This is a genomic window from Massilia sp. IC2-477 (assembly GCF_020707265.1).
Taxonomy (GTDB): Bacteria; Pseudomonadota; Gammaproteobacteria; order Burkholderiales; family Burkholderiaceae_D; genus Telluria.
In genome coordinates, this window is the sequence record NZ_JAJFEQ010000002.1 from 275,376 (window position 1) to 301,450 (window position 26,075).

General features: G+C 66.7%; 25 protein-coding genes. 9 read left to right on the forward strand and 16 right to left on the reverse strand.

Annotated features, from left to right (window positions below):
- Nucleotides 1-20: 20 nt before the first annotated feature.
- Nucleotides 21-1,046 carry an NAD(P)-dependent alcohol dehydrogenase gene (locus tag LK542_RS04610; protein WP_227810993.1) on the forward strand — a complete coding sequence of 342 codons (1,026 nt, stop codon included), beginning with the start codon at nucleotides 21-23 and terminating at the stop codon, nucleotides 1,044-1,046.
- Here the strand turns inward: LK542_RS04610 and LK542_RS04615 are convergent, their stop codons facing one another.
- The 5 genes from LK542_RS04615 to LK542_RS04635 form a co-directional block, all read right to left on the reverse strand.
- Nucleotides 1,047-1,817, reverse strand: coding sequence for a glutaminyl-peptide cyclotransferase (locus tag LK542_RS04615; protein WP_227810994.1), 771 nt, complete (start codon nucleotides 1,815-1,817; stop codon nucleotides 1,047-1,049). It abuts the gene before it with no gap.
- A 71-nt stretch (nucleotides 1,818-1,888) separates the two neighbouring features.
- Nucleotides 1,889-2,572, reverse strand: coding sequence for an SOS response-associated peptidase (locus LK542_RS04620; protein WP_227810995.1), 684 nt, complete (start codon nucleotides 2,570-2,572; stop codon nucleotides 1,889-1,891).
- Between the two features lie 24 nt (nucleotides 2,573-2,596).
- A complete protein-coding gene (locus LK542_RS04625) occupies nucleotides 2,597-3,073 on the reverse strand; it encodes a hypothetical protein (protein ID WP_227811203.1) in 477 nt (158 codons plus the stop codon).
- 5 nt (nucleotides 3,074-3,078) lie between these two features.
- Nucleotides 3,079-3,417 carry a DUF6152 family protein gene (locus LK542_RS04630; protein WP_227810996.1) on the reverse strand — a complete coding sequence of 113 codons (339 nt, stop codon included), beginning with the start codon at nucleotides 3,415-3,417 and terminating at the stop codon, nucleotides 3,079-3,081.
- 46 nt (nucleotides 3,418-3,463) lie between these two features.
- Nucleotides 3,464-4,030 carry a histidine phosphatase family protein gene (locus LK542_RS04635; RefSeq protein WP_227810997.1) on the reverse strand — a complete coding sequence of 189 codons (567 nt, stop codon included), beginning with the start codon at nucleotides 4,028-4,030 and terminating at the stop codon, nucleotides 3,464-3,466.
- An 85-nt stretch (nucleotides 4,031-4,115) separates the two neighbouring features.
- Here LK542_RS04635 and LK542_RS04640 point away from each other — a divergent pair, with 85 nt between their 5' ends.
- Together LK542_RS04640 and LK542_RS04645 are read left to right on the forward strand one after the other, a co-directional pair.
- Nucleotides 4,116-4,616, forward strand: coding sequence for a GNAT family N-acetyltransferase (locus tag LK542_RS04640; RefSeq protein ID WP_227810998.1), 501 nt, complete (start codon nucleotides 4,116-4,118; stop codon nucleotides 4,614-4,616).
- Nucleotides 4,604-5,257: a DUF6624 domain-containing protein gene (locus LK542_RS04645; RefSeq protein WP_227810999.1), complete on the forward strand. Its 654-nt coding sequence runs from the start codon at nucleotides 4,604-4,606 to the stop codon at nucleotides 5,255-5,257. The genes LK542_RS04640 and LK542_RS04645 overlap by 13 nt, the downstream gene beginning before the upstream one ends.
- Here the strand turns inward: LK542_RS04645 and nfsB are convergent.
- Both nfsB and LK542_RS04655 read right to left on the reverse strand, forming a co-directional pair.
- Nucleotides 5,244-5,897 carry an oxygen-insensitive NAD(P)H nitroreductase gene (gene nfsB / locus LK542_RS04650; protein WP_227811000.1) on the reverse strand — a complete coding sequence of 218 codons (654 nt, stop codon included), beginning with the start codon at nucleotides 5,895-5,897 and terminating at the stop codon, nucleotides 5,244-5,246. The genes LK542_RS04645 and nfsB overlap by 14 nt on opposite strands.
- Nucleotides 5,898-5,919: 22 nt before the next feature.
- Nucleotides 5,920-6,927: a zinc-binding alcohol dehydrogenase family protein gene (locus LK542_RS04655; RefSeq protein ID WP_227811001.1), complete on the reverse strand. Its 1,008-nt coding sequence runs from the start codon at nucleotides 6,925-6,927 to the stop codon at nucleotides 5,920-5,922.
- 102 nt (nucleotides 6,928-7,029) lie between these two features.
- Here LK542_RS04655 and LK542_RS04660 point away from each other — a divergent pair, with 102 nt between their 5' ends.
- Nucleotides 7,030-7,935, forward strand: a complete 906-nt coding sequence (locus LK542_RS04660) for a LysR family transcriptional regulator (protein WP_227811002.1) — start codon at nucleotides 7,030-7,032, stop codon at nucleotides 7,933-7,935.
- Here LK542_RS04660 and LK542_RS04665 read toward each other — a convergent pair.
- On the reverse strand, nucleotides 7,932-8,993 hold the full coding sequence (locus LK542_RS04665; RefSeq protein WP_227811003.1) for a nitronate monooxygenase family protein: 1,062 nt from the start codon (nucleotides 8,991-8,993) through the stop codon (nucleotides 7,932-7,934). The genes LK542_RS04660 and LK542_RS04665 overlap by 4 nt on opposite strands.
- A gap of 51 nt (nucleotides 8,994-9,044) precedes the next feature.
- Nucleotides 9,045-9,662, reverse strand: coding sequence for a LysE/ArgO family amino acid transporter (locus tag LK542_RS04670; RefSeq protein WP_227811004.1), 618 nt, complete (start codon nucleotides 9,660-9,662; stop codon nucleotides 9,045-9,047).
- 89 nt (nucleotides 9,663-9,751) lie between these two features.
- Here LK542_RS04670 and LK542_RS04675 point away from each other — a divergent pair, with 89 nt between their 5' ends.
- A complete protein-coding gene (locus LK542_RS04675) occupies nucleotides 9,752-10,660 on the forward strand; it encodes a LysR family transcriptional regulator ArgP (RefSeq protein ID WP_227811005.1) in 909 nt (302 codons plus the stop codon).
- Nucleotides 10,661-10,796: 136 nt separating this feature from the next.
- Here LK542_RS04675 and LK542_RS04680 read toward each other — a convergent pair whose 3' ends face one another.
- Together LK542_RS04680 and LK542_RS04685 are read right to left on the reverse strand one after the other, a co-directional pair.
- On the reverse strand, nucleotides 10,797-11,246 hold the full coding sequence (locus LK542_RS04680; RefSeq protein ID WP_227811006.1) for a hypothetical protein: 450 nt from the start codon (nucleotides 11,244-11,246) through the stop codon (nucleotides 10,797-10,799).
- Between the two features lie 136 nt (nucleotides 11,247-11,382).
- Nucleotides 11,383-13,641: an alkaline phosphatase PhoX gene (locus tag LK542_RS04685; protein ID WP_227811007.1), complete on the reverse strand. Its 2,259-nt coding sequence runs from the start codon at nucleotides 13,639-13,641 to the stop codon at nucleotides 11,383-11,385.
- A gap of 155 nt (nucleotides 13,642-13,796) precedes the next feature.
- Between LK542_RS04685 and LK542_RS04690 the strand changes: the two genes are divergently transcribed.
- Nucleotides 13,797-16,496: a PAS domain-containing protein gene (locus LK542_RS04690; RefSeq protein WP_227811008.1), complete on the forward strand. Its 2,700-nt coding sequence runs from the start codon at nucleotides 13,797-13,799 to the stop codon at nucleotides 16,494-16,496.
- A gap of 7 nt (nucleotides 16,497-16,503) precedes the next feature.
- Here the strand turns inward: LK542_RS04690 and LK542_RS04695 are convergent, their stop codons facing one another.
- Together LK542_RS04695 and LK542_RS04700 are read right to left on the reverse strand one after the other, a co-directional pair.
- Nucleotides 16,504-16,851: a YnfA family protein gene (locus LK542_RS04695; RefSeq protein WP_227801413.1), complete on the reverse strand. Its 348-nt coding sequence runs from the start codon at nucleotides 16,849-16,851 to the stop codon at nucleotides 16,504-16,506.
- 36 nt (nucleotides 16,852-16,887) lie between these two features.
- Nucleotides 16,888-17,733 (reverse strand): helix-turn-helix domain-containing protein, encoded by an 846-nt coding sequence (locus LK542_RS04700; protein WP_227811009.1) that lies wholly within the window; start codon nucleotides 17,731-17,733, stop codon nucleotides 16,888-16,890.
- Nucleotides 17,734-17,924: 191 nt separating this feature from the next.
- Here LK542_RS04700 and LK542_RS04705 point away from each other — a divergent pair, with 191 nt between their 5' ends.
- Nucleotides 17,925-18,332, forward strand: coding sequence for a DUF2750 domain-containing protein (locus LK542_RS04705; RefSeq protein ID WP_227811010.1), 408 nt, complete (start codon nucleotides 17,925-17,927; stop codon nucleotides 18,330-18,332).
- Nucleotides 18,333-18,425: 93 nt separating this feature from the next.
- On the opposite strand, the gene tssG is transcribed toward LK542_RS04705, so the two are convergent.
- The 3 genes from tssG to tssE are packed head-to-tail and all read right to left on the reverse strand — an operon-like array spanning nucleotide 18,426 to nucleotide 21,825.
- A complete protein-coding gene (gene tssG / locus LK542_RS04710; protein ID WP_227811011.1) occupies nucleotides 18,426-19,514 on the reverse strand; it encodes a type VI secretion system baseplate subunit TssG in 1,089 nt (362 codons plus the stop codon).
- On the reverse strand, nucleotides 19,478-21,316 hold the full coding sequence (gene tssF / locus LK542_RS04715) for a type VI secretion system baseplate subunit TssF (protein ID WP_227811012.1): 1,839 nt from the start codon (nucleotides 21,314-21,316) through the stop codon (nucleotides 19,478-19,480). The genes tssG and tssF overlap by 37 nt, the downstream gene beginning before the upstream one ends.
- A 2-nt stretch (nucleotides 21,317-21,318) precedes the next feature.
- The gene (gene tssE, locus LK542_RS04720; RefSeq protein ID WP_227811013.1) at nucleotides 21,319-21,825 is read right to left on the reverse strand and encodes a type VI secretion system baseplate subunit TssE; all 507 of its coding nucleotides are present in this window, start codon (nucleotides 21,823-21,825) and stop codon (nucleotides 21,319-21,321) included.
- 137 nt (nucleotides 21,826-21,962) lie between these two features.
- Here tssE and tssK point away from each other — a divergent pair, with 137 nt between their 5' ends.
- Nucleotides 21,963-23,303 (forward strand): type VI secretion system baseplate subunit TssK, encoded by a 1,341-nt coding sequence (gene tssK, locus LK542_RS04725; protein ID WP_227801420.1) that lies wholly within the window; start codon nucleotides 21,963-21,965, stop codon nucleotides 23,301-23,303.
- Nucleotides 23,300-26,065: a type VI secretion system Vgr family protein gene (locus tag LK542_RS04730; protein WP_227811014.1), complete on the forward strand. Its 2,766-nt coding sequence runs from the start codon at nucleotides 23,300-23,302 to the stop codon at nucleotides 26,063-26,065. Before tssK ends, LK542_RS04730 begins: the two co-directional genes overlap by 4 nt.
- Nucleotides 26,066-26,075 lie beyond the last annotated feature (10 nt).

The window sequence follows — 26,075 nt, forward strand, 5'->3', positions numbered from 1 at the left end:
CATTGACTCAAGGAGCACCCATGAAGGCTTACCAGATTCTCCCCGGCGCGAACATCGACGGACTGCAATGCATCGACTACCCCGACCGCAAGCTGGGACACGGCGAAGTGCGCATCCGCGTGCACGCCGTGTCGCTGAACTACCGCGACCTGATGGTCGCCAGCGGCAACTACCTCGTCACGGTGGACGACCCCATCATCCCGTGCTCGGACGGCGCCGGCGAGGTGCTGGAGCTCGGCCCGGGCGTCACCCGCGTGCAGGTCGGCGACCGCGTGGCCGGCTCCTTCTTCCCGTTCTGGCAGGACGGCATGACCTCGCCCGAAAAGATCCGCCACGCGCTGGGCGGCGACATCGACGGCATGCTGGCCGAAGAGGTGGTGCTGCACGAGGATGCGCTGGCGAAGATCCCGGCTTCCCTGAGCTTCGTCGAGGCCTCGACCATGCCCTGCGCCGGCGTCACCGCCTGGAATGCGATCTTCGTGTCCAGCAATGGAGTCAAGCCGGGCGACACCGTGCTGCTGCTCGGGACCGGCGGCGTGTCGGTGTTGGGCATGCAGCTGGCCAAGGCCGCCGGCCTGCGCACCATCATCACCTCATCGAGCGACGAGAAGCTGCAGCGCGCGCGCGAGCTGGGCGCCCACCACACCATCAATTACGGAGCGATCCCCGAGTGGCACGAAGAAGTGCTGGCCATGACCCAGGGCAGGGGCGCGAACGTGGTGCTGGAAGTGGGCGGCAAAGGGACCGTCAACCGCTCGGTGTCGGCGGCGGCAATGGGCGGCACGGTGGCGATCATCGGCGGCGTCAGCGGCTTCGGCGGCGAAGTGAACCCGGCGGCGCTGCTGGCCACCGCCAAGCGCATGGTCGGCATTTTCGTCGGTAGCCGCGGCATGCTGGAAGACGTGATGCGCTTCGCCGACACCACCGGCCTGAAGCCCGTGATCGACCGCGTGTTCCCGTTCGCCCAGGCCCAGGACGCCTACCGCTACATGGAATCGGGCTCGCACTTCGGCAAGGTCGTGATCGACGTCACCGCCCAGGCTTGATCAGCGCTTCTGCGGCACCAGTTCGATCTCGTACAGCTTGGGCCACAGCTTGCCGGTGACGAAGAGGCGCTTGCCCTTGCTGTCCCAGGCGATGCCGTTCAGGACCGCGTCCTGGTCGAGGGTGCCGCGCTGCGCAGGGGGCAGCAGGCCCTCGAGGTTGATCACGCCTTTCACGCTGCCGTCCTGCGGGTCGATGCGGACGATCAGGTCGGTGCCCCAGATGTTGGAGAACAGCTCGCCACCCACCATCTCGAGCTCGTTCAGCTGGGCGATCGGTTTGCCCTGGTGCGTCACCTGGATGCGGCGCACTTCCTTCAGGGTCTTGGGTTCGAGGATGCGGATGAAGGAACTGCCGTCGCTCATATAGACCTGCTTCGCATCGCTGGCCAGGCCCCAGCCCTCGCCGACGTACTTGAAGCTGCGTTTCAGCTTGAAGGTCTTGATGTCGTAGACGTAGCCCACCTGCGAGGTCCAGGTGAGGGCGACGATCTCGTTGCCCACCGGGGTCGAACCTTCGCCGAAGACGTCCGCCGGCAGGTCCATCTGCTGCAGCACCTTGCCGCTGGCCAGCTCCACCCGGCGCAGCCAGGAACTGCCGTTGCGGCCCGTGGTTTCGTACAGGTGGCCGTCGCGGAAGGACAGGCCCTGGGTGAAGGCCTTCGGGTCGTGCGGGTAGGTGTTCTTCACGACGAAGCCGTAGATCGGGACTGCCGCCTGGGCGGTACTGGCGATGACGGCGGTGGCGGCGAAGGTGGCGAGTGGTTTCAGCATGCAGAAACTGTAGCACGATCACCGCGTGGGCGGGAAACCGTAATCTGGTCCACTGGACCAGATTACCCCTACTAGAACAGCGACAAATTCGGCGACGGTTCGGGCGCCTTCTTCACCGTCTGCGGCGCCGCCCAGGTCTTCATCCGGTCCGCCGGATAGTGGCGCAGGAAGCTGCGCGCCGTCTCCACGTCGCGGCAGGCCAGCCAGTCCTCGAGTTCATCCGGCCCAATCACCACCAGCGAGCGCTTCTCGTCGTCCGGCTTGTGCATGCGCGACATCAGCGGATGCGTGTCCGCGTTGATCGTGATCTGGGTGAACGAGGACTCGACCCGGCCATCGGCCTCGGTCCATTCGCGCCACAGGCCGGCGACGAAAAAGGGGCTGTCGTCGTGCATGCCGATCGCGTGCCGCAGCGCGCGGCCGCTTTCGTAGCAGGGCTCGTAGAACCAGGTCATCGGCACCGCACACAGCTGCAGGCGGCGCCAGGCCGGTGCGAACGAGCGCCGCTCGCCCAGCGATTCGGCGCGCGCGTTCATGGTGTCGAAGGGCTTCACGCCGGGCGGGATGTGCCGGCGCGGCACCATGCCGTAGCTGGCCAGGCAGACCGAGGGGCTGCCGTCGCGGCCGCGGCGGACGATGGGCGCGCTGTAGTCCTTCCAGACCTCATCGGGCCAGCGCCAGTCGGCCGGCAGCTCGCTGAAGGCGCCAAGGGTGCCGAACTGCTCGCGGGTGGGGGAATGGTAGTTGACGCACATGGTCCGACAAGGATAGTGCAAGCGCTAGAAGTATGCCAGCAGGCGCCCGCAGGCGATCACGGCGATCCACAGGCCGAGCGACAGCAGGGCGTGCAGCATGGCCCTGGCGGGCGCACGCGGCGGCCAGCCGTCGGCCTGGCGGTAGGGCCCCGCATGGAAGGCCAGCGCGTTCAGGCCGGCCACGGCGACCAGGCCCAGCTTGAGCAGGAACACCCGGTTGGCCAGCAGCGCCAGCGGATCGGCCACGAACAGCAGCAGCCCGGTAGGAACGACCAGCAGCATGCTGCCGACCGACCAGGGCAGCAGGTGGCGCGCCAGCGCCTTGACCGGGAGCTGGCGGCCGAAGCCGAGCACGCGCAGGTCGAACATGGCGACGGCCCCCACCAGCACGGCAAAACCGACGATGTGCAGCGTCTCGACGGCCGGGTACAGCCAGGCATGCTCGCGCATGGCCTGGGCCAGGGGCAGGGACGCGGCCAGCTTCGCCGCGTCGCCAAGCACTGGCGTCAACGCAGCTCCGTGGTCTTGTCCTTGATGGTGATGCGTTCGGCGCGCAGCTCGGTCGCGTTGCTGCGGTGTGGATAACCAACAACCGTCGCCTGGCCGCCCACCGCCAGGTTTTCCTTCGGCAGGCCGCGGTTTTCCATGCGGCTCGGCGGCGCCAGCACCACCATCCAGGTCTTGTCCGCCGTCTTCAGGCGCACGAAGCCGTGCGGCTGCAGGTAGCCGGACTCCTCGATGGTGCCGGACAGGGTGAGCGGCTTGTCGGCGTTGTATTCGCTCCAGCCGTGGTGGGCGGAAGCCGTCGTGGCCACCAGGGCGGCCAGCATAAACCAGCGTTTCATGGACACCTCCTGTTGAGGAAAAGGCAAATCATTCTACCCCTGTTTTTCAGGCGCGCAGCCGCCCGACGACTTCCAGGCGGTTCGACCCAGGCCGCGCCACCACGATCTCGCCCTGCGCCACCAGCTCGCCCACCAGGGCGCGGATGTTGACGTCGTGGGTCACCAGCACCAGGTTGGTCTTGCCGGCTTCGCTGCCGAAGGCATTCACGCGGCCCAGTACTTCGCGTAGCTTGGCGCGTTTGGCGGCCTCGCCATCGTTGAACATGGAATCGAGCATCGGTGCTTCTTCCACCCGGCCGAAGGCCAGGCGGGCCGTGTCCAGGCAGCGGCACCAGCGGCTCGACAGCACCGCTCCCAGCGGAATGCCGCGGTCGCGGAAGGCGGCGCCGATCGCGTGTGCGTCGCGCCGGCCCTGTTCCGACAGGTTGCGCTGGGTGCTGCAGACGCCGAGGCGAAAACCGGGCGGATCGCCGATGCCGGGAATGGTGGCGGCATGGCGGATCAGGAGCACGTAGCCTCCCGACTGCAGGCGCTGCCACAGGTCGGCATCGAAAGCGAGCAGCGGCGCGCTCGCCAATGCTGCGGTCACTGCCAGAAAGCGTCGTCGAAGCATGCTCGCGTCTCCTTGGATCGGGCTGCAGGGATTATCCCGCCAGCGAGGCATGGACGAGCGCACGGATGAACGCTAAGCTTGCAGCATGACTACCCAGCGCCAGGCCCTCGTTGCCGACATTCCAGCCTTGTGGGAGCTGCGTACCCGCGCCATCCGGGTCAGCTGCGCTTCCCACTATTCCCAGGACATCATCGACACCTGGTGCGCCGCCGCGCCGCCCGAGAAGATGGCAGCGCTACTGGCGGCGGGTGGCGGGCTGCTGATGGAAGAAGGGGGGCAGCCGCTCGGCTTTGCCATCCTGAACCTGGAAACGGGCGAACTCGACGCGGCTTTCGTCGAGCCGGCGCAGCAGGGGCGCGGCATCGCACGCCAACTCCTGGCGGCGCTGGACGCGATGGCGATCGAACGCGGTTTCGACCGGCTGTTCCTGTCCGCCTCGCTCAACGCGGCGCCCTTCTACGAGCGCGCCGGCTACGTGGAACTGCGGCGCGAGATCTACCCGCACCGCAGCGGTATCCAGCTGGAGTCGGTGTTGATGGAAAAGACATTCCCATGTGTGCGACAGGAGGAAAGATGCAGCACATGATGTTCGGCACCGCCCTGCTGGCAGCAAGCCTGGTCACTCCACTGGCCGCGGCTACGGAAGCCTGCCCGGACTACGTCGCCCAGCTGGCCGCCATGGTCGACGCGGAGCAGGGCCTGCGCAAGCGCATCGACTACCTCGATCCGGACAACCCGGCGCAACAGAAGCTGGACAGCCACACGCGCCTGGTCGAACGCGTCAATGACGAACGCTTCCAGGCGCTCCTGGCGCGCTGCGGCTGGCCGGCCCGCGTGGCGCATGGCGACACGGCCTTGAAGCACGCCTGGCTGCTGGTCGAACGTGGCGAACATCACCTCGCCTTGCAGAAGCAGGCGCTGGCGCTGGTCGAACAGGCGGCAGCAGCCGGCGGCGATGCCCCGGACGGACGCTTCGCCCAGCTGTACGACCGGGTGGCTGTGGCGGAAGGGCGTCCGCAGCATTACGGCACCCAGCTGGACACACCGCGTGACCAACCATGCACCATTTTCTTCAAGCCCTTCGACAAGCTCGCGCTGGTCGAGGCGCGCCGGGCCCGGCTGGGCATGGGCAAACTGTACGACTACCTGGACAGTGTGAAGGAGATGCGCCGCTGCACCAGGGAGCCGCACTACGCGCCACGGCCGGACACGCTTACACGAAAGTAAAGGTCAGCTCTTCCGGCAGGCGCGATTTCGGCAGGCCGGCATTGAAGTCGGCGTCGGAGTGGTAGCCGAAGCTCGCCAGCACCACGCTGGCCAGGCCCTGCTCGTGCAGGCCGAATTCCTCGTCGAGGATCTTCTGGTCGAAGCCTTCCATCGGCGTCGCGTCGATGCCGAGCGAGGCTGCGCCCAGCAGGGCGGTGCCGAGCGCCAGATAAACCTGCTTTTCCAGCCACTGCGGCATGTCGCGCGTGGTGTAGCGGTGCGTGCGCACGTAGCCGCGGCGGCCGGCGTCCTGGCCGGCCTTGGCGGCATCGTCGCGGAAGCGGCCGTCGCGCGCTTCCTGCGCCAGCAGGCGCTCCAGGTGGGCGTCGTCCATGTCGGTGCGCGAGCAGAACACGATCACGTGCGAGGCGTCCAGGATCTTGGCCGAGTTGTAGCCGTAGCCGCCCTGCGCCGCTTTCGCGACGCGCGCCTTGCCTTCCGGGGTGCTGGCGACGATGAAGTGCCAGGGCTGCGAGTTTACCGACGAGGGGCTGTGACGCAGCAGGCTGTAGACCTGCTGCATGAGTTCTTCGGGCACGCGGCGTGCGCTGTCGTAGGCCTTGGTGGTGTGGCGCTTGCGGGCTGTTGCGAGAATATCCATCCGTGTTGCTTCCTTGTTTGACTTAGAAATTTTCGAGAACGATTTTGCCGACCGCGCGGCCGCTTTCGATCAGGGCGTGCGCGCGGCGCAGGTTTTCCGCGTTGATGCGACCAAAGTGCTGGCCCAGCGTGGTGCGCAGGCTGCCTTCGTCGATCATCTGCGAGACGCGGTTCAGGAGCGCGTGCTGCGCGATCATGTCCGGGGTCTCGAACATCGGGCGCGTGAACATCAGCTCCCAGTGCAGCGAGATCGACTTGCGCTTGAGCGGCACCGCATCCAGCGTGGCCGGGTCGTCGATCAGCGCGAACTGGCCCTGGGGCGCCAGCACGTCGATGATGGCGGCGTAGTGCTTGTCGGTGTGCGTCAGGCTGATGACGATGTCGACCGCCGGGATGCCGAGCGCTTCCAGCTGCGGGCGCAGCGGCTGCGCATGGTCGACCACGTGGTGGGCGCCGAGTTCCTGCACCCAGTTCCGGGTCTCTTCACGCGAGGCGGTGCCGATCACGGTAAGACCAGTCAGCTTGCGCGCCAGCTGCACCAGGATCGAGCCGACGCCGCCGGCCGCGCCGATCACAAGCAGCGACTTGCCTTCTCCGCCGCCCTCCGCCACCTTGAGGCGGTCGAACAGCAGTTCCCAGGCGGTGATCGAGGTCAGGGGCAGGGCGGCCGACTGCGCGAAGTCGAGCGTAGCCGGCTTGCGGCCGACGATGCGCTCGTCCACGGTATGAAACTCGCTGTTCGAGCCGGGACGCACCAGCGAGCCGGCGTAGAAGACTTCATCGCCTTCCTTGAACAGGGTGACGCTGCTGCCGACGCCGCGCACGATGCCGCTCGCGTCCCAGCCCAGCACGCGCGGCTCGCTGACCGGTGCACCGTTGCGAATCTTGGTGTCCACCGGGTTCACCGACACGGCGCGCACCTCGACCAGCAGGTCGTGCGGGCCGGCCAGGGGCATCGGCAGCTCGGTCTCCTGCAGGGATCGCGGGTCGGCGATGGGGAGGCCGTGCTGGGTATACACTAGCGCTTTCATGTTGAATCTCCAGTAAGTTTTTCGCTTGACGTGGATTCTATGTAGCAGCGCCATCGGGAAAAACCCGGCTGGAGCGATTTCACTTTCACAGTTGGAGAGAAAATGATCAGGCTCGATGACCTGGCCCTGTTTGTCCGCACCGCCGCCCTGGGCAGCTTTTCAAAGGCCGCGCGCGAGGTCAACCTGCTGCCCGGCCAGGCCAGCGCTGCGATCGGGCGCCTCGAGCGCGAACTCGACATCCGCCTGTTTGCACGCTCCACCCGCAGCCTGCGCCTGACCGAGGAGGGCAGGCGCTACCTGCCCTTCGCGCAGGATGCCCTGCAGGCCCTGCGCGATGGTGTCGACGGCATCCGCGGCGACGTGAACTGCCTGACCGGCACCCTGCAGATCGCAGCACCGTCGGACTTCGGGCGCAACCTGCTGCTGCCATGGATCTCGGAGTTCCGCCGCGACCACCCGGGGCTCGACATCCAACTGTCGGTGTCGGACCAGCTTACGGACGTGTTCCGCGATCCCGTCGACATCGCCCTGCGCTACGGCCAGATCGACGACGCCAGCTACGTCGCCCTGCCGGTGGCGCCCGCCAACCGGCGCGTGCTGGTGGCCTCCAGCGACTACATCGCGCGGCACGGACGCCCGGCCACGCTCGATGCGCTGCAGGACCACAACTGCCTGCAATACCGGCTGCGCGGCCGCACCTACGACCGCTGGTCCTTTACGCTGGCGGAAGGCCCGCGCCTGGTGCAGGTGTCGGGACGCCTGGTGAGCGACGACGCCGAAGTGGTACGGCGTTGGGCCGTGGCGGGAGAAGGCATCGCCTATAAATCCTGGCTCGACGTCAGCGCCGACGTGGCGGAACAGCGCCTGGAGGTACTGCTGCCCGAGATCGCGGGCGAACCCACGCCGCTCAACCTGGTCTGCCCGCACCGCCGCCAGTTCTCGCCGGCGGTGAAGCTGCTGCACGCCCTGGTCGAGGAGCGCTGCCGGCCGCTGGAACGCCCTGTCTAGGCGGGCTCAATCATTTCGGCCGCCAGGGTGGCGACCAGTCCTCCCGCAGGCATGGCGCGCGCCTGGGCGAAGTTGGTGCCGCCCCAGTTGACCGAGTAATCCTGGCTGCCATTGCCCGAGGCTGCCGCGTGCAGGGCCTTGGCGGCGTCGTAGGTGATCGGGTAGTCGGGCAGCGGCGGATGGCCTGCGGCCCCCACCTCAGTGAACAGCTTGTTGACGATGCCGCGCGCCGGCCTGCCGGAAATGACGGCGCTCATGGCCGTTTCCAGCGCGGCGCCATTGGCGATCAGGGCGCGGTGGTGCGGCGGCGCCGAGGATTCCGGACAGGCGATGAAGGCGCTGCCCATCTGGACCGCGCTGGCGCCGTGGTAGAAGGCTGTGCGGATCTGCTTGCCGTCCATGATGCCGCCGGCGGCCACCAGCGGCAGCGCCACCTTGCCAGAGAGCTGCTCGAGCAGCTCGAAGGTCGGCAGCGCCGGGTCGGGCTGCGTCGGATCGAAGATGCCGCGGTGTCCGCCCGCCTCGATGCCCTGGGCGACGATCACGTCGATGCCGGCCTGCTCGATGCGCAGCGCCTCCTCGAGCGAGGTGGCGGTGGTGAACAGCACGATGCCGGCCGCCTTGAGCTGGTCGATCCAATCCTGCGGCGGCAGGCCGAAATGGAAACTGACCACGGCGGGACGCTGTTCCAGCAGCAGCGCGAGCATGGCCTCGTCGGCCAGGAAGCTGCGGTAGATCTCATTCAGGCGGGCGGGCGGTTCGGCGCCGAAGCGGGCGAAGTGCGGGCGCAGCCAATCCAGCCAGGCCGCTTCGCGCGCCGGGTCGGCCTGGGCCGGTGCATGGGTGAACACATTGACGTTGAAGGGACGCTGCGTCTTTTCGCGCACCGCCGCGATCGCGGCGCGCGCCCCTTCCGCATTCACGGTGCCGACGGCGATCGAGCCCAGCCCGCCCGCCTCCGAGACGGCGGCCGCCAGCGCCGGGGTCGAGATGCCGGCCATCGGGGCCTGGATGATGGGATAGCGGATGTCCAGCTTCGACAGTAGGTCGTGGCGCATGATGCGGCTCCGGTTCGAGGTCCAGCCATGAGTATAGCCAGGCCGGCGGGCTTATGCTCCGCGGACCAGGAGATACGCCAGCACCAGCATCAGCGAGCCGGTGCAGGCTTCGATCACGCGCCACACCGAGGGCCGGCCGAGCACGGACGCGAAGCGCTGTGCGCCCAGGCCAAGCGCCGAGAACCACAGCACCGAGGCCGTCATCGCGCCCAGGGCAAACGAGGTGCGCGCCTCGCCCGCCAGGCTGCTGCCGACCGCACCCAGCAGCACCACGGTGTCGAGGTAGACATGGGGATTCAGCAGCGACAGCGCCAGCACGGTGGCCAGCGCACGCCCGAGCGTCATGCTCTTGTCCTGCGCCGACAGTGCGAGCGAGGCGCCTCCCTGCAGGCTGCTTTTCCAGCAGCGCCAGCCATACCAGACGAGGAACAGGGCGCCGCCATAGCGCGCCACCGACATCAGGGTGGGCGATGCCTCCACCAGCGCACCCAGGCCGGAGATGCCGAGCGCGATCAGCACCACATCGACGACGATGCAGGTGGCCACCGTCGCCAGCACGTGCTGGCCGCGCACGCCGGTGCGGATCACGTGCGCGTTCTGTGCGCCGATAGCCATGATCAGGCTGGCGCCCAGGCCCAGCCCCTGCAGAAAAACCTGTTGCGAAAACATGATGCTCCTCACGAAAGTCACCATGCTCGTTCAACTCGCCCGTAAATTCAAATATATTCATGATTTCTCAACTTAGGTAAGAGAAACTGATGCAGATCGATCCCCGCCGCAGCGCCGCCTTCCTTGCCGCCGTCGATACCGGCAGCCTGGAGCTGGCCGCTGCCCAGCTTGCGCTCAGTCCCTCCGCCGTCTCGCAGCGCATCTCGGCGCTGGAGCAGGACTTCGGCACGCCGCTGCTGGTGCGCAGCCGGCCCTGCCGCCCGACCGGTCCCGGCACCCGCCTGCTGCAGTACCTGCGCCGCACCAGCCTGCTGGAGTCCGAATTCCTGGCCGAGATGGGCATGGACGAGGGGTCGGTGCGGGTCGCGATCGCCGTCAACAACGACACCCTGGCCACCTGGCTGCTGCCGGTGCTGGCGCCGATCCTGGCGGCGGAAGAACTGCTGGTGGAATGCGTGCTCGACAACCAGGGCCACACCTTCGCGCTGCTGGAGCAGGGCCGGGTGGTGGCCTGCGTCGCCGGCGAAGCCACGTCCATGCACGGCTGTACCGTGAGTCCGCTGGGCCTGATGCGCTACCGGATGGTCGCGTCCAGGGACTTCGCCGCCCGCTGGTTCGCCGACGGCTTCAATCGCGAGACCGCGAGGCGCGCGCCGGTCGTCGTATTCGACCGCAAGGATTCGCTGCAGTCGGCCTTCCTGTTGCGGTACTTCGGCCTGCCTGAGGGGGCCTACCCCTTCCACTACGTGCCGGCCAGCGACCCCTTCGTGGATGCGATCCGCATCGGCATGGGCTACGGCATGCTGCCGATGGAGCAGTGCGGCGCCATGCTGGGCGACGGCAGCCTGGTCGACCTGGCGCCCAATCTGTACGTGGATGTGCCGCTGTACTGGCACGCCTGGCGCGTGCAGCCGCCGCGGCTGGAGCGCATGGGTGCGGCCCTGGTGAACGCGGCGCGCGACGTTCTTCTACAGGCCGAAGTACTCGCCCCGAAATAAATGTGTTTTTGGCTGCCATAACCGGCGCGCTGCTGCGTTGGCTCCTGCTTGCAGTGCTAGCACTGCGGCGCACTCGCCGCCTTGCATCACATCCGGTTCTGTTTGCCAAAACTCACATTTATTTCTTGTCGAGTACTTAGGAGCGCACCAGCTTCAGGCCAGGCCGGTTGCTGCGCCGAGCCGCGCGCGCCGGCGCCACCGGCCACCACTGGGCAACGCCCCACAGCAGTTCCGCGACCAGGAATAGCCAGACCACCGGCAGCCCGCCCTGGACCAGCGCCCATACCATCCAGGTCGCGAACAGGAAGCGCCCGGCGCCGTCGTAGCGCCCGAGCGCCAGGCTCGGTTCCAGCAGGCGCCGCACGGACCACAGCAGCACCAGGTTGCCCATCAGGCAGGTTATCAGGATGTGGATATGGGCGAAGGGCGGCAGCGCCGCGCCGCCCAGCCACATGTTCAATCGGGACAGCTGCAGGTAGAACAAGGCGAAGGTCCAGGGCGTGGCGAAAGGCGCGACGACCAGGATGTCGAACAGGGCGCTGGTGCGCGTGATGCGCAGATAGGTGGGGAGGGTGACGGTCGGCATGGCGTGCTCCTGCGGCGTGAATGCGCATGCATGATGCTGGCACGGCTTGCCTGCAGGCTTCTTGCGATGGACGAAAAAAAGGGCCGGACGCCTGCACGTCCAGCCCCAAAGATGGAGAAGTTACGGTACGACTGGCTTAGCTGCCGATCCGGCCGCCGTCGTTCTTGGTGATCACGATGGTCGCCGAGCGCGGACGCTTGCCGGCGCCGTAGCCGGCGTTCGAAGGCCACTGGCTGGTGTACTTGGTCGGATCCGCGATGTTGGCGGACGACGTGGTTTCACCCGGGTGCTGGATGTTCACGAACAGCGCCTTGCCGTCCGGCGTCTCGGTGATGCCGGTCAGCTCGCAGCCGACCGGGCCCACCAGGAAGCGCTTGAGTGTATCCGCCGTGGCGGCCTTGCCGACGTAGGTGTCCACCGCCAGCGTCGTGCCGTTGGCACGGGCGTGGTTCAGGGTCGTCTTCTTGCCGTCGCCCACCTGGCCCGGCAGGCCGGCCAGCATCATGCAGTTGGTGACGTCGGTGTAGGCGCCGTCGTCGGTCTGGATCCAGCAGATGCCGGTCGAGGTGCTGAAGGCCAGGCCGTCCGGGCTCGAGAAGTCCTGGTCGGCGGTGAGGCCGGACAGGTTCACGGTGGCGGCAGCTGCGCCGGATTCGGCGCCGAACAGGTAGACGTCCCAGCTGAAGCTGCTGGAGCTCGAACCGGCGCTACCTTCCTTGACGCGGATGATGTGGCCGTTCGGGTTGCCGACTTGCGCGGTCGTCCCCTTCATGTCGGTGTAGACGCGCGGGTTGGCGGCATCCGGGGCGGCCTGGCTCGAACCGCTCGGCTCGACGCGGCGGTTACTGTTGTTCGTCAGCGTGAAGTAGATCTCGCCGGTGGTCGGGTGCACCGAGCACCATTCCGGACGGTCCATCTTGGTTGCGCCCACGGCGTCGCCGGCCAGGCGGGCGTTGACCAGCACGTCGGCCTGGTCGGCGAACTTGTAGCCGGCGTAGGCAGCGATGGCCGGGTTGGAGATCGACAGCTCGATCCACTGGCCTGTGCCGTCGGCGTTGAACTTGGCCACATACAGCTTGCCGCTGTCGAGGTACTTGTCGCCGGTGGCGATACGGTCGGCCGGCGTGGCGTCGGCGGCGGCCCAGACGGCGCTGGAGACGAACTTGTAGATGTACTCGTTGCGCGAATCATCGCCCATGTACACGGCCAGCGGCTGGCCCACGACCGGTTTGCCGAACACGGCGCTCTCGTGGGCGTAGCGGCCCAGCGCGGTGCGCTTCTTGATCGACTTGCTCTTGTCGTAGGCGTCCATCTCGACGATGTAGCCCATGCCGTTCATCTCGTTGCGGTAGTCGTCGCTGCCGTCGATCGAGGCGCCCTTGCGGCTGATGTTCCAGCGCTGGTATTTATCGTCAAGACCGCCGGTTTCCCAGCCGTGGCGCGAGGCCGCGCCCTGGTCGCGGCCATAGCGCTTGAGCGAGACCACGCTCTTGTCGTTGCCGCGCGCCGCGTCATCGGTGGCGGCGCGGGTGAAGTAGCCGGACCAGTTCTCTTCGCCCGACAGGTAGGTGTTCCACGGGGTGCGGCCGGTACCGCAGTTGTTCAGGGTGCCGCGGATCCTGGTGCCGTTGGTCGAATACCTGGTCACCACCAGCGCGTTGCCGCGCACCGGGCCCGAGAGCTCGATATCGGTCTGCTGGTGCACGCGGCGGTTGAAGCTGGAATCCTTCTGGTAGGCCCACTTGCCGCCGCTCTGGCGCACTTCGACCACGGACAGGCCGTGCAGCGCCATCTCCTTGTCGACCTCGAGCGCCGGGCGCGGCAGGCTCTGGGTGCCGCCGTTGGCGTGCACGAAGTGCGAGGACAGCTTTTCGTCGGTGGTGGCTTCATGGTTCATCGCCAGCAGGCCGCGGTCGACCGCGCTGGTGGACGCAGTGCCGGTGCTCGAGAGCGGGAAGAATTCCATGCCGTCGTGGTGGTCGCCGGCGCGGTTTTCGAAATCGGTATCGGTGCCGTCGTTCTTGTAGGCGGCGGTATTCGCGCTCAGCGGATCGCCCAGCGCGTACAGGACAGTGGCGGTGTAGCCGGCCGGGACAACTACGGTGTCGGCCAGGCTCTTGGACACGGCGCTGAAGCCGAGCAGCTTCTCGGCCGGCGGCGGCGGAGTGGTATTCACCGGCGGCGGCGAGGTAACGGTATCGTTGTCCGAACCACCGCAGCCGCTCAGGCCGACAACGCCCAGCAGGGCGGAAGCAGCCGTCGCCGCGCCGCCGCGCAGCAGGCTGCGGCGGCTCAGGCGGGCTTCGAGGACGGTGCTGAAATGTTCGTTCGACGAAACATTCGTATCGGTGTCATGGTCGACAGGGATGCGGAAGAGGTCGGTCGGCTTGTTCACAAGTAATCCTGTTGGTAGTGAGGAAAAGTCCGTGCATGGTAGGCAGCGAACATGACTTCCTTGTGACCATTCGATAACAGTTGTGTGACATCCACAATCCTGCGCCGTGTAACCAGCTGTACAGATATACTGCTAGAACCCAACAAGGAACCCACATGCAGGACCACCGCGGCGCCGTCCAGGCGCTCGACCCGGCCACCCTCGGCCACCAGTTGTTCGAAGCCAGTCCCGACTGCGTCAAGCTGCTCGATATCGATGGCCGCATTCTTGCCATGAACGGCAACGGCCTGCGCGTCATGGAGCTCGCCGGTATTGACACCGTACGCGGCCAGCCCTGGAGCGCCCTGTGGCCGGAAGAATCCCGCGCCGGCGTCGAGGCGGCGCTGGCGGAGGCGCACAGCAGCGGCGTCGGGCGCCTGCGCGCGCCCTGTCCAACCGCGGGCGGTACCGTCAAATGGTGGGACGTCAGCGTCAGCCGTGTCGGCGACCAGGGCTTCCTGGCGAGCTCGCGCGACATCACCGAGCAGGTCCTGAGCGAACAGGAACGCACGGGCCTGATGCGCGAGCTGCGCGCGGCCAACCAGATGATGAAGGACGTGTTCCGCCAGGCGCCGGCCTTCATGTGCGTATTTACGGGGCCGGATCATGTGTTCGCGCTGGTCAACGACCGCTACATGCAGCTGGTCGGCGGGCGCACCTCGGTCGGCTTGCCGCTGCGGGTGGCGCTGCCGGAAATCGCCGGCCAGGGCTTCATCGAACTGCTCGATGGCGTGTACCGCAGCGGCGAAGCGGTATCCGGCACCGACGTTCCCGTGATGCTGCAGCGCCAGCCGGGTGGACCGCTCGAGCGCCGCTTCGTCGACCAGGTCTACATGCCGCTGCGCGACCCGGACGGCCGGGTCACCGGCATCCTGGTGCACGGCATCGACATCACCGACCGCAAGCTGGCCGAGATCGAGCTGTTCGAGAGCCGCGAGCGCTTCCAGAAGATCGTCAGCCAGGCCGCCACCGGCGTGGTGCAAATGGACACCGAGGGCCGCATCACCCTGGTCAACCAGAAGTACTGCGAGATGGTGGGACGGCTTGAGTCCGAACTGCTGGGCACCAGTGTGCTCGACGTGACCGCGCCGGAATCGGTGCCGGTGACGCTGGACGCGGTGCGCCTGCTGCGCGGTGGCGAGACGGGGGTGGTCATCGACAAGGAATACCTGCGGCCCGACGGTACGGTGATGCCGGCCACCAGCAGCGTGAATGCGCTGCGCGGCCCGGACGGCGAATTCCAGGGGCTGGTGGCGATCGTGGTCGACACCACCGAAAGCCGGCGCGCCGCCGAGAAGCTGCGCGCCAGCGAGGAACGCTACCGCACCCTGTTCGAATCGGTCGACCAGGGCTTCTGCATCTTCGAGATGATCTTCGACGAACAGGAGCGGCCGGTCGATTACCGCTTCCTGGAAATGAACAAGATGTTCGAGACCCATACCGGCCTGCGCGATGCAGTCGGCAAGACGGCGAAGGAGCTGATCCCGAACCTGGACGGCTACTGGTTCGACACCTATGGCAGGGTCGCCCAGACCGGGGAGCCGGTGCGTTTCGAGAACGAAGCGCCCTCGATGGGACGCTGGTTCGACGTCTACGCCACCCGTCTCGGGGGCCCGGACAGCCGCAGGGTGGCGCTGCTGTTCAGCGACATTACGGCACGCAAGCAGTCGGAAGCGACCCTGGTCAAGCTGGCCAAGGACCTGGCCGAAGCCGACCAGCGCAAGACCGAATTCCTGGCCACGCTGGCGCACGAGCTGCGCAATCCGCTGGCGCCGATCCGCAGCGGCCTGTCGGTGATGCGCCTGAAGGGCGACAACGCCGCCTCGGTGGCGCGGGTGCGCGAGATGATGGAGCGCCAGGTCAGCCACATGGTGCACCTGATCGACGACCTGCTCGACATCGCCCGCATCAGCGGCGGCAAGCTCGAACTCAAGAAGGAGCGCGCCGACCTGCGCGGCGTGCTCTCGAGCGCTGTCGAAACCAGCCTGCCGCTGATCGAAACCGGCCGGCACGAACTGTCGGTGGACATGCCGGAGAATGAGGTGCCGGCCGAGGTCGACGTTACCCGCATTGCCCAGGTGGTGGCCAACCTGCTCAACAACGCGGCCAAGTACACGCCGGCGGGCGGACGCGTCAAGCTGTCGCTGCGCATCGAGGAGCAGCAAGCCGTGATCAAGGTGACCGACAACGGCATCGGCATCCCCGAGGAAGAACTGTTATCGGTGTTCGAGATGTTCAGCCAGGTCGGGCACCACCTGGAGCGCGCGCAGGGCGGACTCGGGATCGGCCTGTCGCTGGTGCGCAGGCTGGTGGACATGCATGGCGGGACGGTATCGGCCGCCAGCGGCGGCGCCGGCGCTGGCAGCGTGTTCACCGTGCGCCTGCCGCTGGCCACGAGCGCCGGCGACGCCCAGCCGCAGGCCAGCGCGGACGCCGCCGGCAGCGCCCTCGAAGGCACCCGCATCCTGGTGGTGGACGACAATGTCGACGCCGCGACCACCCTGGCGATGATCCTGGAAGCCTGCGGCTACACGACGCAGGTGGCGCACGACGGCATGCAGGCGCTGGCGGCGGCCCGGGAATTCCGGCCGCAGGTGGCCTTCCTCGACATCGGCATGCCCGGCATGGACGGCTACGACACCGCGCGCGCGATGCGCCGGCTGGACGGCTTGGAAGAGATGACCCTGGTGGCGCTGACCGGCTGGGGCGCGGAGAGCGACCGCCGCAAGTCGAACGAAGCCGGCTTCAACCACCACCTGACTAAGCCGGTGCAGCTGGACGTGGTGCAGGAACTGCTGGCCGGGCTGGCGCCCTGAACCGCGTTCAGGCCTGGCGCTGCCCCAGCGCGATGCAGGCCGCGCCGGCCAGCGCCAGCGCCACGCCGAGGTAGTCGCTCCACACCGGCTTGATGCCGTCCACGATCCACAGCCAGGCCAGCGCGGTGGCGATGTACACCGCGCCGTAACTGGCGTAGACACGCCCGCTGGCCGCCGGATGCAGGGTCAGGAGCCAGACGAAAGCCGCCAGGCTGAGGGCTGCCGGCAGCAGCAGCCAGGCGGAACCCTTCCCGGTCAGCCACAACAGGGGCAAGTAGCAGCCGAGCAGCTCTGCGATCGCGGTGAGGAAGAACAGGCCGGCCATGCGGCTTAAGGAGAGAAGCTCGAAGGACATCGCGGCAGGCGGCTGTGGAAAACGCCTATCTTATCCTCAGGCGCTGGAAGCGGCGGCCTGCGCTTCGAACCACTGGCGGCTGATCGCATCGGCCGGGAAGAAGGATTCCAGGCGCAGCTCGTGCACCGTGACGTCGTGCGGCGTGCCCAGCGTGGTAATCGTCGTGAACAGGTTCAGCGTCACCCCATCCTTGTGCAGCTGTACCGGCAGGAAGGGCAGGGCGCGGCGGTCGAGGTTGGGCTGACTGGCCGCTTCGGCGATGCCGGGCAGCGCCATCAGCTCGTCCAGCAGCCTGGTGGCTTCGCTGCCGGGACCGTCGCCCATGGCTTCGCGCTGCACCCACTGCAGCAGGTCGGTGCAGACCTCTTCCCAGTTCAGCAGGTGGCGGCGCAGGCCGTCCGGGTCGAGGGTGAGCTTGATGACGTTGACCGAGCCGTCGCGCGGGATCGGCGCATGGGCGGGCATGCCGAGGAACCAGCGCATCATCTTCGCCGCCGGTTCGTTCGCCATCACCAGGTTCCACAGGCGGTCGACCACCAGCGCCGGATAGGGCGCCTGCTGGGCCAGCATGAAGTCGAGCGCCTGCATCACCGCCGCCAGCTCGGGGTCGGACAGGCTGCGCTCGCGGTAGGCCGGCGCGAAGCCGGCCGCCAGCAGCATGGCGTTCCTCTGGCGCAGCGGGATGTCGAGCACCAGGCCGAGCTTGAGGATCAGGTCGCGGCTGGGCGCCGCCCTGCCCGTCTCGAGGAAGCTCAGGTGGCGCTGCGAGATGCCGGCATCCACCGACAATTTCAACTGGCTGACCCCGCGCTTGCCGCGCCAGTAGCGCAGCGCTGCGGCGAAATCGCTGAAGTACTGGTTTTCCACTGCAAGCGTATCCATGCTGCCTCCCTGTCAGGACTGCGGCCGATTGTGGCCCAGCTCGAGCGTGAACTCAAGCAGATGAAGGCCATTCTCCACAGCCAGACGGGGGCTGGCGATTACCTCCCAGGTAATCGAACAGCGACGCTGCGCCACCGATTTGCGATCCGGCGTATCCTCAACGGGTAGCCAATCAATTCGGGTGTGACAAGGTGAGCGAGCAGACACTATCGGCAATCAAGCTCGGCGCGCAGCAGCTGGCCGACGTGGTCACCATGCCGGTGCAGCAGCGCTATGCGCGCTTCGTCGAGCAGGTGGCGCAAACGGGCGAGGTATGGGGGCTGTACCGCGACGGCTGGGCGCTGGCCAAGACCGACGACGGCACCCTGGTGTTCGCGATGTGGCCGGCCAGCGAATTCGCCGACCTGTGCGCGGAATACGAATGGGACGGCTACGAGCCGCATGCCTTTCCGCTGGACGAGCTGATGAGCGACCTGCTGCCGCAGCTGGAAGAAGACGGCGTGCTGCCGGGGATTTTCTATACGCCGGGCGACCGCGGGCTGACACCGACGCCCTTCATGCTGCGGCTGGACCTGGAGCGCAAACTCAGCAAGCGGTAGGGTGGTCGGCTTCGCCGACCGCGCGTTCGACTAACGCATGCTCTGCCGCGACGCAAAGTCCTGTTGAACGCGCTGTCGGGCGAGCCGACCACCCTACAAATTCAGCTCGTAGCGCACGTCGCGCCGGTCCTCGGTCTGCAAGCCCTCGACCAAGTAGGCATCCCAGCCCAGCCGCCCCTCCTCGCCCTCCAAGCGCACGTTGCGCACGTCTGCCGCCAGCAGCACCAGCTCGACTTCGTACTCGAGCGACAGTCCCGTGAACATCGCCAGCATGCTGCGCAGGGCGCGCGCCGCCAGCCCGCCCGGCAGGAAGCCGTTGAAGCCGTCCCGGTCGAGCGGCCCCACCACCAGCCGCAAGCGCAGGTCGCGCTGCCACACGCGTGCGCCGGCGATGGTACCGACGCCCAGCACCGCATTGTCGCTGCCAAGGGTGGTCTGCTGGGCCGGCGGCACGTCGTACCAGCGGCCGACGAACTGTTCGGCGACGATGTGCTGGCCGAAGTATTCCGACAGCACCCGCGCCAGCTGCACGCTCGATGCCGGGCGCTGGCGCACCGAGGCGGCGAAATAGGCGATCGACTCGTCCAGCACCGCGCCTTCGTCGGACCCGGAAAGACGGCGGCGCAACGCACCGTCACCCAGCCCGGCCAGGCTCAGGAGCAGCGGCAGGAAGGCATCCTGGCCGTCGAGCTGGTATTGCAGCGCCAGCCGGTACTTGCGCCAGGCCTGGTAGAACAGCGCCAGCGAACGGTTCGAGAAGCTGTCCAGGAAAGCACGGGCGCCTTCCGCCTCCACATCTCCCTTTTCCTGATACTGGTGCTCGGCGATGCGCTCGGTGTAGTGCAGCGGCAGCACGCCTTGCCCGCCCAGCAGTCCCATGAAGGCGGGCGTCAGGCGCACGTACTTGAGAGATCCCTCCTGCAGCGCAGCGGCAAGCACGCCTGCTTCGGCATCGATATCGCGCGGCTCGGCCTGCACGGCCTCGAGCTGGCTGGCCGGGAAACCGAGCGACACCGAGTTCTGGAAGCGCAGGAAGCGCGCCACCAGGTCTTTCGAGGGCTGGCCGCGGCGGCGCAGCCACAGCTCGAGCATGCGCACCGCCTGCACGAACTCGAAGCGGTAGGGCTCGCGGAACAGGCGGTCGATTACAGCAGGCTCAAATCGCCGCTGCGGGGCTGGCATGTGAATAAGTCCTCTCCGGTTTTGCTGGACACGATCACCAGCTGGGTGAAGCTGTTGGCGTGCACGTACAGGGCGAGAAAACGTTCGATGACCTGGGCAAAGGCGTGGATGCCGCTGCCCACGAAAGCTTCCTCATCGATGGTCAGGCGCACTTCGACGCCGCGCACCAGGCAGGTAAAGGGGTTCCCGGCCAGCCAGGCGGTCGTGGGGCGCTGGGCGATGGCGTTGATGCCGCCGATCTGGCGCTGCGAGGAGGGCGAGTGGGGCAGGTCGTACAGCGCCAGCATCTCGCGGAAGGCGTCGACGCCGCCGTCGGCCAGCGACAGGTGGTTCAGCGCCAGGTGCGATATCAGGCGCCAGTGCGCGCCCTGGCCGCGCCCGAAGCGGTAGGAAGGCGTGGGTTTGCGCAGGAAGGCAATCGCGCGCACGCTCGAGCCGCCTTCCAGGAACAGGTCGCCGCCCGGCTGGCCGTAGCTCAGGCTGGCCGGCAGGTCGCGGTTGGTGCAGGTCAGCTCGATGTTGAGGGTGTCGGTTTCCACGTCGGCCGGGTCGAAATCGATGTCGACGATCGCGACCTGGGTCTCGAAGCCCGGACTCTTGTCGGCCAGCGATTCGTCGCGCCGGATCGCGTAGTAGTGGCCGGCGTCGCCTGGGGTCTGCGCGTGCTTCAGCGCGTAGTAGGGGCGGAACTGCACCAGCGTTTCGCCCTGGGGGGTCTGGCGGATCAGGTTCAGCGACTCTATCGCATAGACCTCGTAGGCAAAGGCGCGCCGCGCGTCGGCCAGCACCGGGTAGCTGGCGGTGGTGTGGGTCACGCGGATCGGTTCGCCGCGCTGGCGGAACAGGTTGATCACCGGCGTGCAGCCCAGCAGCACGTTGTTGGTGGACAGGGTGCCGAGCATGCGCGCCAGGTTCGAGTCCGAGCGCAGTCCGGTGAGCGCCAGGTGCAGGGTGATTGTACGCGCGTCGGGGACTTGCGCGGCAAGAAGCCGCAGGTCGATGTCGAAGAAGTTGAACTTCTCGGGGAAGCAGAAGTATTCGGTCAGCAGGCGGTAAGCCGCATGCGAGCGCGCCGGGAAGTCGATCAGGGCTTCGTCCTCGTCGAAGCCGGCGGGCCGCACGGGAATCGCGGGAAGCTGGACCCAGCGCCCGCTGTTGTCTGCTTCGACATAGGCGGCAACGCTGCGCATGAACAGGGCGTCGCGCAGGGCGGCGCAGAACGAGGGCTCGCCGTCGATGAAGACGCGTAGCAGAGACAGGTCGAGCTGGGCGATGGCGCCCTGCTCGGCGGTACAGGACAGGCTCAGGCTGATGCTGGACGAGGCATTGCCCGGCAGGCGCACGGCTTCCGGGGCATCGATGATGGCGGAAAAGGCGGCGCGGCTCAAGACCAGCGGGGCAACAGCGACCGGATACACGGTGCGGAAGGTACAGGCCGCGCCGCGCACCGGACGGGTGTTGAGCTGGGTGCCGCGCGCGATCACGCCCGTGCCGGCCTGCTTGGCGGCGCCGCCGACATCCATGCGCGCGATCGAGCACGAGGGAAACGGGCGCAGGTAGTGCGGATACAGCACTTCGAACAAGGCTTCGGTGAATTCGGGATAGTCGTCGTCGAGGCGCTTGGCGATGCGTGCATTGAGCAGCGCGAAAGATTCGATCATGCGCTCGGTATGCGGGTCTTCGCACACTTCTCCGCTGATCAGGAGGCGCCCGGCGATGCGCGGATAGCGCTCGGCGAATTCGCGCAGGTCGCGCCGCAAGTAGGCGAGTTCGCTTTCGTAGTACGGCAGCATCTGGTCCATGCTCAGGCTCCCGGCGCCACGCGTGCAGGCTTGGCGGCCTTGCTCGCCTTGCTGATGCTGTACTGGAGAGTGGAGGGCGTCAGCACCGCGTCGAAGTTGACCGGCTCCTGCGACACGCTTGCCACCAGCACCGCCGTGATCGAGAAATTCAGGCGGTTCACCGATTCTCCCCCCAGGTCGAGGTTGGCGCGCACGTTGCGCAGGCGCGGCTCGTGGCAGGCGATGGTCTTTTCGATGCTGGCGCAGATGGCGGCGCGGTCGGAGGGACTGGACAGGCAGCGGTCGGCGAAGTCGCCCAGGCCATAGGTGACCATCGAGCGGCTGCATTCGGGGTAGGCCTTCAGTGCGCCCTCGGGAATGCTGGAGCGGGTATTGAGCAGGGCTTCGAGGTCGCGCGCCACGGTGTCTTTCAGCTCGTCGATGCTCAAGCGCTGCGCTGCGTGGTTGCCCGGCCCGCGCTGCGGCAGTCCGAGGAGGCGGTCGAACAAGCCTGGTGTGTATCCCTTCATCTGCGTCCCCTCGAAAACGAAATCCGATGTTGCCACGCACACCAGCACCAACCTTTGATCAAGTTCACATGGGCAATCCTTTCCCGTTGTTATGGTTTCCGGAGTCGTTTTACCAAAACTTGAGCGAAGGCAGAGAGATGACCAGCAAAGTTCTCTGGGGCGAAGGCCTGTTATTGCGTCCACAGCACTTCCAGCGGCAAGACCACTACCACGAGCAGTGTCTCCATAAAAGCATCAAGGCCGTGCATCCCTATGCCTGGGGGGTCGAGGCCCTGCAGGTCGACCGCGAAGCGCTGGCCAACAGCGTGCTGCGCCTGCTGGCGCTGTCGGTGCGCTTCCAGGACGGGGAACTGGTCGATGCGCCGGAGATCGACGCCCTGCCCGAGACGGTGGACCTGAGCCTGCTGCCGCCATCGACGCAGAGCATCACGTATTACATCGCCCTGCCCGGCATGAAGCCCTTCAGCGGCAACTTTGCGCCGCCGGGACAGGCCAGCAACACGGCGCGCTTCGTGCAGGCCAACCAGGACACGGCCGACCTCTACACCCAGGCCGCGCCGGTGCAACTGGCCTATCTGAAGAAGGCGCTGCGGCTGGTCTCGGAAGCCGAGCCGCGCGACTCCTACGTCCACTTCCCGCTGCTGCGGCTGCGCCGCGCTGCCACCGGCGGCTTCGAGATGGACGAGAGCTTCGTGCCGCCTACGCTCTCGGTCGGCGCCGCACCGGCGCTGTTCCAGGGGCTGCGCCGCCTGTTGGATGCGCTGCAGGCCAAGACCTCGGCGCTGTACGGCCACCAGCGCGAGCCGAGCCGCAACGTGGTCGAGTTCCGCTCGGGCGACATGTCTTCGTTCTGGCTACTGCACACGGCAAGTTCCGCGTATGCGACGCTGAGCCACCACTTCCATCATCCGGCCCTGCATCCGGAGCGCCTGTACGAACAGCTGCTCGACCTCGCGGGTGGCCTGATGACCTTTTCGAAGAGCTGGCTGCTGTCCGACCTGCCACCTTACCAGCACCACGATCCGGGCCCCTCGTTCGCCAAGCTGCACGTGATCATCCGCGAACTTCTCGACACGGTGATCTCGTCCAAGTACTTCGCGATCGCGCTGAGCGAAGTGCGACCTTCGTACCACATCGGTGCGCTCGACTCGGGCAAGATCGACGAGAAGACCACCTTCTACATCGCGGTGTCGGCGGCGATTCCCGCGGTGGAGCTGGTCGACGTGGTGCCGCTGCGCTTCAAGGTCGGCGCACCAGACGACGTCGAGAAATTCGTGCTGTCGGCGCTGCCCGGCGTGCGCCTGCAGTATGCGCCACAGCTGCCGGCCGCGGTGCCGGTACGGCCCGAAACCTGCTACTTCGTACTGGAGGCGAAGGGGCCGATGTACGAGCGCATGCTCAAGGCGCAATCGATTTCGATCTACGTCCCGGCCGGCATGAAGGAACTGCGGCTGGAGCTGCTGGCCGTCGCCGCATGAAGGCGGAGCTTGCGGCACTGGGCGCAGCCCTGGGCGTGTTCGGCACGGGCCTGAGCCAGCATGCGCGCCTCATCACCCTGGCCAGCGCCCAGGACAGCGCCCTGCCGGAATCGCTGGCGGTGGAGGGCTTCAGCGGACGCGAAGCCGTCAACGAACTGTTCGGCTTCGACATCACGGCGCTCAGCACCTCGACCGATCTCGATCTGGCGCTGTTCATCGGCGAAGAACTCACCATCGGGCTGCTGCAGCCGGACGGCTCGCGGCGCATGTGGCATGGACTATGTACTTCGGCCTCCTGGCTGGGCGCCGACGGCGGCGTGGCGCGCTATCGCCTGCGCCTGGAGCCGGCCCTGAGCATGCTGGCGCTGCGCCGCGACAGCTACCTCTTCCAGGACAAGACCGTCCGCGACATCGTCTGTGAATTACTCGCGGATTATCCACAGGTGCGCTTCGACTTCGACCTCACGCAGGAACTGCTGCCGCGTGCAGTCTGCACCCAGTATCGCGAGAGCGACCTCGATTTCTTTACTCGCCTGCTTGCCTCTGAGGGCCTGAACTGGCGCTTCGAGCATGACCAGGCCGACGAGCTTGAGGACGGCGCGCACGGCCAGGCAAAGCACCGCTTGATCGTGTTCGACAGCAGGGCAGCAGCACCTTTGGTGCCCGGCGGTGAGCTCCTTCGCTTCCATGGTGTGCGGGCGACGGAACAGGACGACGCGATCGACGGCTTCCGTGCGCGCCGCAGCGTGCGCGCGAATGCCGTGGCGATCAGCAGCTGGGATCCGGCGGCCCTGCTGGCGCCCGGGTACGAGCATGCATCCGTGCTCGATGCGGGAAAGCTGCCTTCATTACAGGTCTACGATGGCGCCGGCGAACGCATCGCCACCGAACGCGGCGCCGCCGACACCCACAGCGAGTTGATGCTGCAGGCGCTGGAACTGGAGAACAAGCTGTTCGAAGGCAGCGGGGCGGTGCGCAGGCTGGCAGCCGGCCATGCGTTTCAATTGACGCAGCACGACCGCTATCCGGATGGCGCGAACAGCTTCAAGGTGCTGTCGGTGCAGCATGAGGCGCGCAATAACTTTCAGACCGGGATCGCCGGAGCCGCTCCTGGGGTGGAGAACGGCGTCTACCGGAATGTGTTTGCCTGTGTGCGCGATGTCGTGCCGCTCGTGCCTTTTCTGACTGCGGCGCGGCAGCGGTCCACGGCGCCCGGGCCGCAGTGCGCGCTCGTGGTCGGACTGGCCGATGCCGTATCGACCACCAACCGCGATCACCAGGTGCGGGTCCAGTTCGCATGGCAGCGCGGCGCCCGTCCCAATAGCGGCGGCATGGCGCACAATACGGACGACAAAGGGTGCGCGCCGGGGAACGAGACGTCCGGCACCTGGGTGCGTGTGGCCGAAGCGCTGGCCGGACCAAATTGGGGAACCGTGTTCACGCCGCGCATCGGGACCGAGGTGCTGGTCGATTTCATCGAAGGCGATATCGATCGGCCGGTCATCGTGGCGCACCTGTACAACGGGGCGGACCTGCCGCCTTTTTCAGCAGGCGTAGATTCGGGCGCCAACCATCCGGGCGCGCTGTCGGGGATCCACACCCGTAACTTCGACGGCAGCGGCTACAACCAGTGGCAGATCGACGACACCACCGGGCAACTTCGCATGCGTTTAGCTACGAGTGTCGGGGCGACGCAGCTCAATCTCGGTTACCTGATCCACCAGGAGCCCGGTACCTCCCAACGCGGCGGATATCGCGGCAGCGGATTCGAACTGCGCACAGATGCCTGGGCGGTGATTCGTGGCGGAGAAGGTGTGCTGCTCTCGACCCGCGCCCGGCCGGCGATAGGGAGCAGCGTTACTTCGACACAGATGGATGTGGCGGAAGCCGTGGCGCAGTTCAAGAGTGCGCAGGAGTTGACGGCCAAGCTGGGTGAAGCAGCGGCGGTACAGCAGGCCTTGTTCAGCAAGGACGCGGCCAATGCGCAGGAAGAGTTCATCGCGCAGATCGATCCGCAGGCCAAGGGCAAGTATGAAGGGCCAGTGAATGGGCAACCCGCGTTCAAGGCCAAGCAGGGGTCGCGCGAACTAGATAGCTCACAGCCTGTGGAAAAGTTCGGCTCGCCGATCGTGCTGATGGATTCGGCGGCCAGCATCAACTGGGCCACGCAGGCATCGACCGTGCTGTATGCGGGGCAGCACCTTCACTGGACGACGCAGGCGGACATGCACATGACGGCGGGGCATACCTTTTCCTCCGTGTCTGGTGGGCCGACCAGCCTGTTCACGCATTCCGGAGGTATCCAGGCGATTGCGGCGAACGGGCCGGTGTCGCTGCAGGCGCATACGGATCAGCTGGAGATTATGGCGGACAAGGAGATCACCGTGATCTCGGTAAATGACTGCATCGAGATCAAGGCCAAGGAAAAGATCGTGCTGCAGGCGGGGGAGTCGTTGATCACGCTGGAGGGTGGGGATATTACGTTTGCTTGTCCGGGGACGTTTTCGGTGAAGGGGGGCCAGCATTTCTTCGATAAGGGTGAGCGCGGCAATGTAACGCTAAATCCCTTGCCAGATTCTCGTGCGAAGCTCTATGACGAAGGATTCGTTATTAAAAACGATGATGGCCTTCCAGTAGTTGGCCTGCGTTACCGAATCGAACTCCCTGACGGAACTTTTGAGGAGGGAAGCACTGACGAAAAAGGTCAGACTCACGTCGTTACAGGCGCTGATGCGAAGGAACTCAAGTTATACCTGATTTGATTGCACATTT

What these genes read in the sequence shown, in the direction of transcription:
- LK542_RS04690 (WP_227811008.1), top strand. Translation starts at nt 13,797, where the DNA reads ATGCAGGACCACCGCGGCGCCGTCCAGGCGCTCGACCCGGCCACCCTC.
- LK542_RS04700 (WP_227811009.1), bottom strand. Translation starts at nt 17,733, where the DNA reads ATGGATACGCTTGCAGTGGAAAACCAGTACTTCAGCGATTTCGCCGCA.
- LK542_RS04620 (WP_227810995.1), bottom strand. Translation starts at nt 2,572, where the DNA reads ATGTGCGTCAACTACCATTCCCCCACCCGCGAGCAGTTCGGCACCCTT.
- LK542_RS04675 (WP_227811005.1), top strand. Translation starts at nt 9,752, where the DNA reads ATGCAGATCGATCCCCGCCGCAGCGCCGCCTTCCTTGCCGCCGTCGAT.
- LK542_RS04615 (WP_227810994.1), bottom strand. Translation starts at nt 1,817, where the DNA reads ATGCTGAAACCACTCGCCACCTTCGCCGCCACCGCCGTCATCGCCAGT.
- LK542_RS04660 (WP_227811002.1), top strand. Translation starts at nt 7,030, where the DNA reads ATGATCAGGCTCGATGACCTGGCCCTGTTTGTCCGCACCGCCGCCCTG.
- LK542_RS04670 (WP_227811004.1), bottom strand. Translation starts at nt 9,662, where the DNA reads ATGTTTTCGCAACAGGTTTTTCTGCAGGGGCTGGGCCTGGGCGCCAGC.
- LK542_RS04665 (WP_227811003.1), bottom strand. Translation starts at nt 8,993, where the DNA reads ATGCGCCACGACCTACTGTCGAAGCTGGACATCCGCTATCCCATCATC.
- LK542_RS04645 (WP_227810999.1), top strand. Translation starts at nt 4,604, where the DNA reads ATGCAGCACATGATGTTCGGCACCGCCCTGCTGGCAGCAAGCCTGGTC.
- LK542_RS04680 (WP_227811006.1), bottom strand. Translation starts at nt 11,246, where the DNA reads ATGCCGACCGTCACCCTCCCCACCTATCTGCGCATCACGCGCACCAGC.
- LK542_RS04640 (WP_227810998.1), top strand. Translation starts at nt 4,116, where the DNA reads ATGACTACCCAGCGCCAGGCCCTCGTTGCCGACATTCCAGCCTTGTGG.
- LK542_RS04730 (WP_227811014.1), top strand. Translation starts at nt 23,300, where the DNA reads ATGAAGGCGGAGCTTGCGGCACTGGGCGCAGCCCTGGGCGTGTTCGGC.
- tssE (WP_227811013.1), bottom strand. Translation starts at nt 21,825, where the DNA reads ATGAAGGGATACACACCAGGCTTGTTCGACCGCCTCCTCGGACTGCCG.
- LK542_RS04610 (WP_227810993.1), top strand. Translation starts at nt 21, where the DNA reads ATGAAGGCTTACCAGATTCTCCCCGGCGCGAACATCGACGGACTGCAA.
- tssK (WP_227801420.1), top strand. Translation starts at nt 21,963, where the DNA reads ATGACCAGCAAAGTTCTCTGGGGCGAAGGCCTGTTATTGCGTCCACAG.
- LK542_RS04695 (WP_227801413.1), bottom strand. Translation starts at nt 16,851, where the DNA reads ATGTCCTTCGAGCTTCTCTCCTTAAGCCGCATGGCCGGCCTGTTCTTC.
- LK542_RS04630 (WP_227810996.1), bottom strand. Translation starts at nt 3,417, where the DNA reads ATGAAACGCTGGTTTATGCTGGCCGCCCTGGTGGCCACGACGGCTTCC.
- nfsB (WP_227811000.1), bottom strand. Translation starts at nt 5,897, where the DNA reads ATGGATATTCTCGCAACAGCCCGCAAGCGCCACACCACCAAGGCCTAC.
- LK542_RS04635 (WP_227810997.1), bottom strand. Translation starts at nt 4,030, where the DNA reads ATGCTTCGACGACGCTTTCTGGCAGTGACCGCAGCATTGGCGAGCGCG.
- tssG (WP_227811011.1), bottom strand. Translation starts at nt 19,514, where the DNA reads ATGCCAGCCCCGCAGCGGCGATTTGAGCCTGCTGTAATCGACCGCCTG.
- tssF (WP_227811012.1), bottom strand. Translation starts at nt 21,316, where the DNA reads ATGGACCAGATGCTGCCGTACTACGAAAGCGAACTCGCCTACTTGCGG.
- LK542_RS04655 (WP_227811001.1), bottom strand. Translation starts at nt 6,927, where the DNA reads ATGAAAGCGCTAGTGTATACCCAGCACGGCCTCCCCATCGCCGACCCG.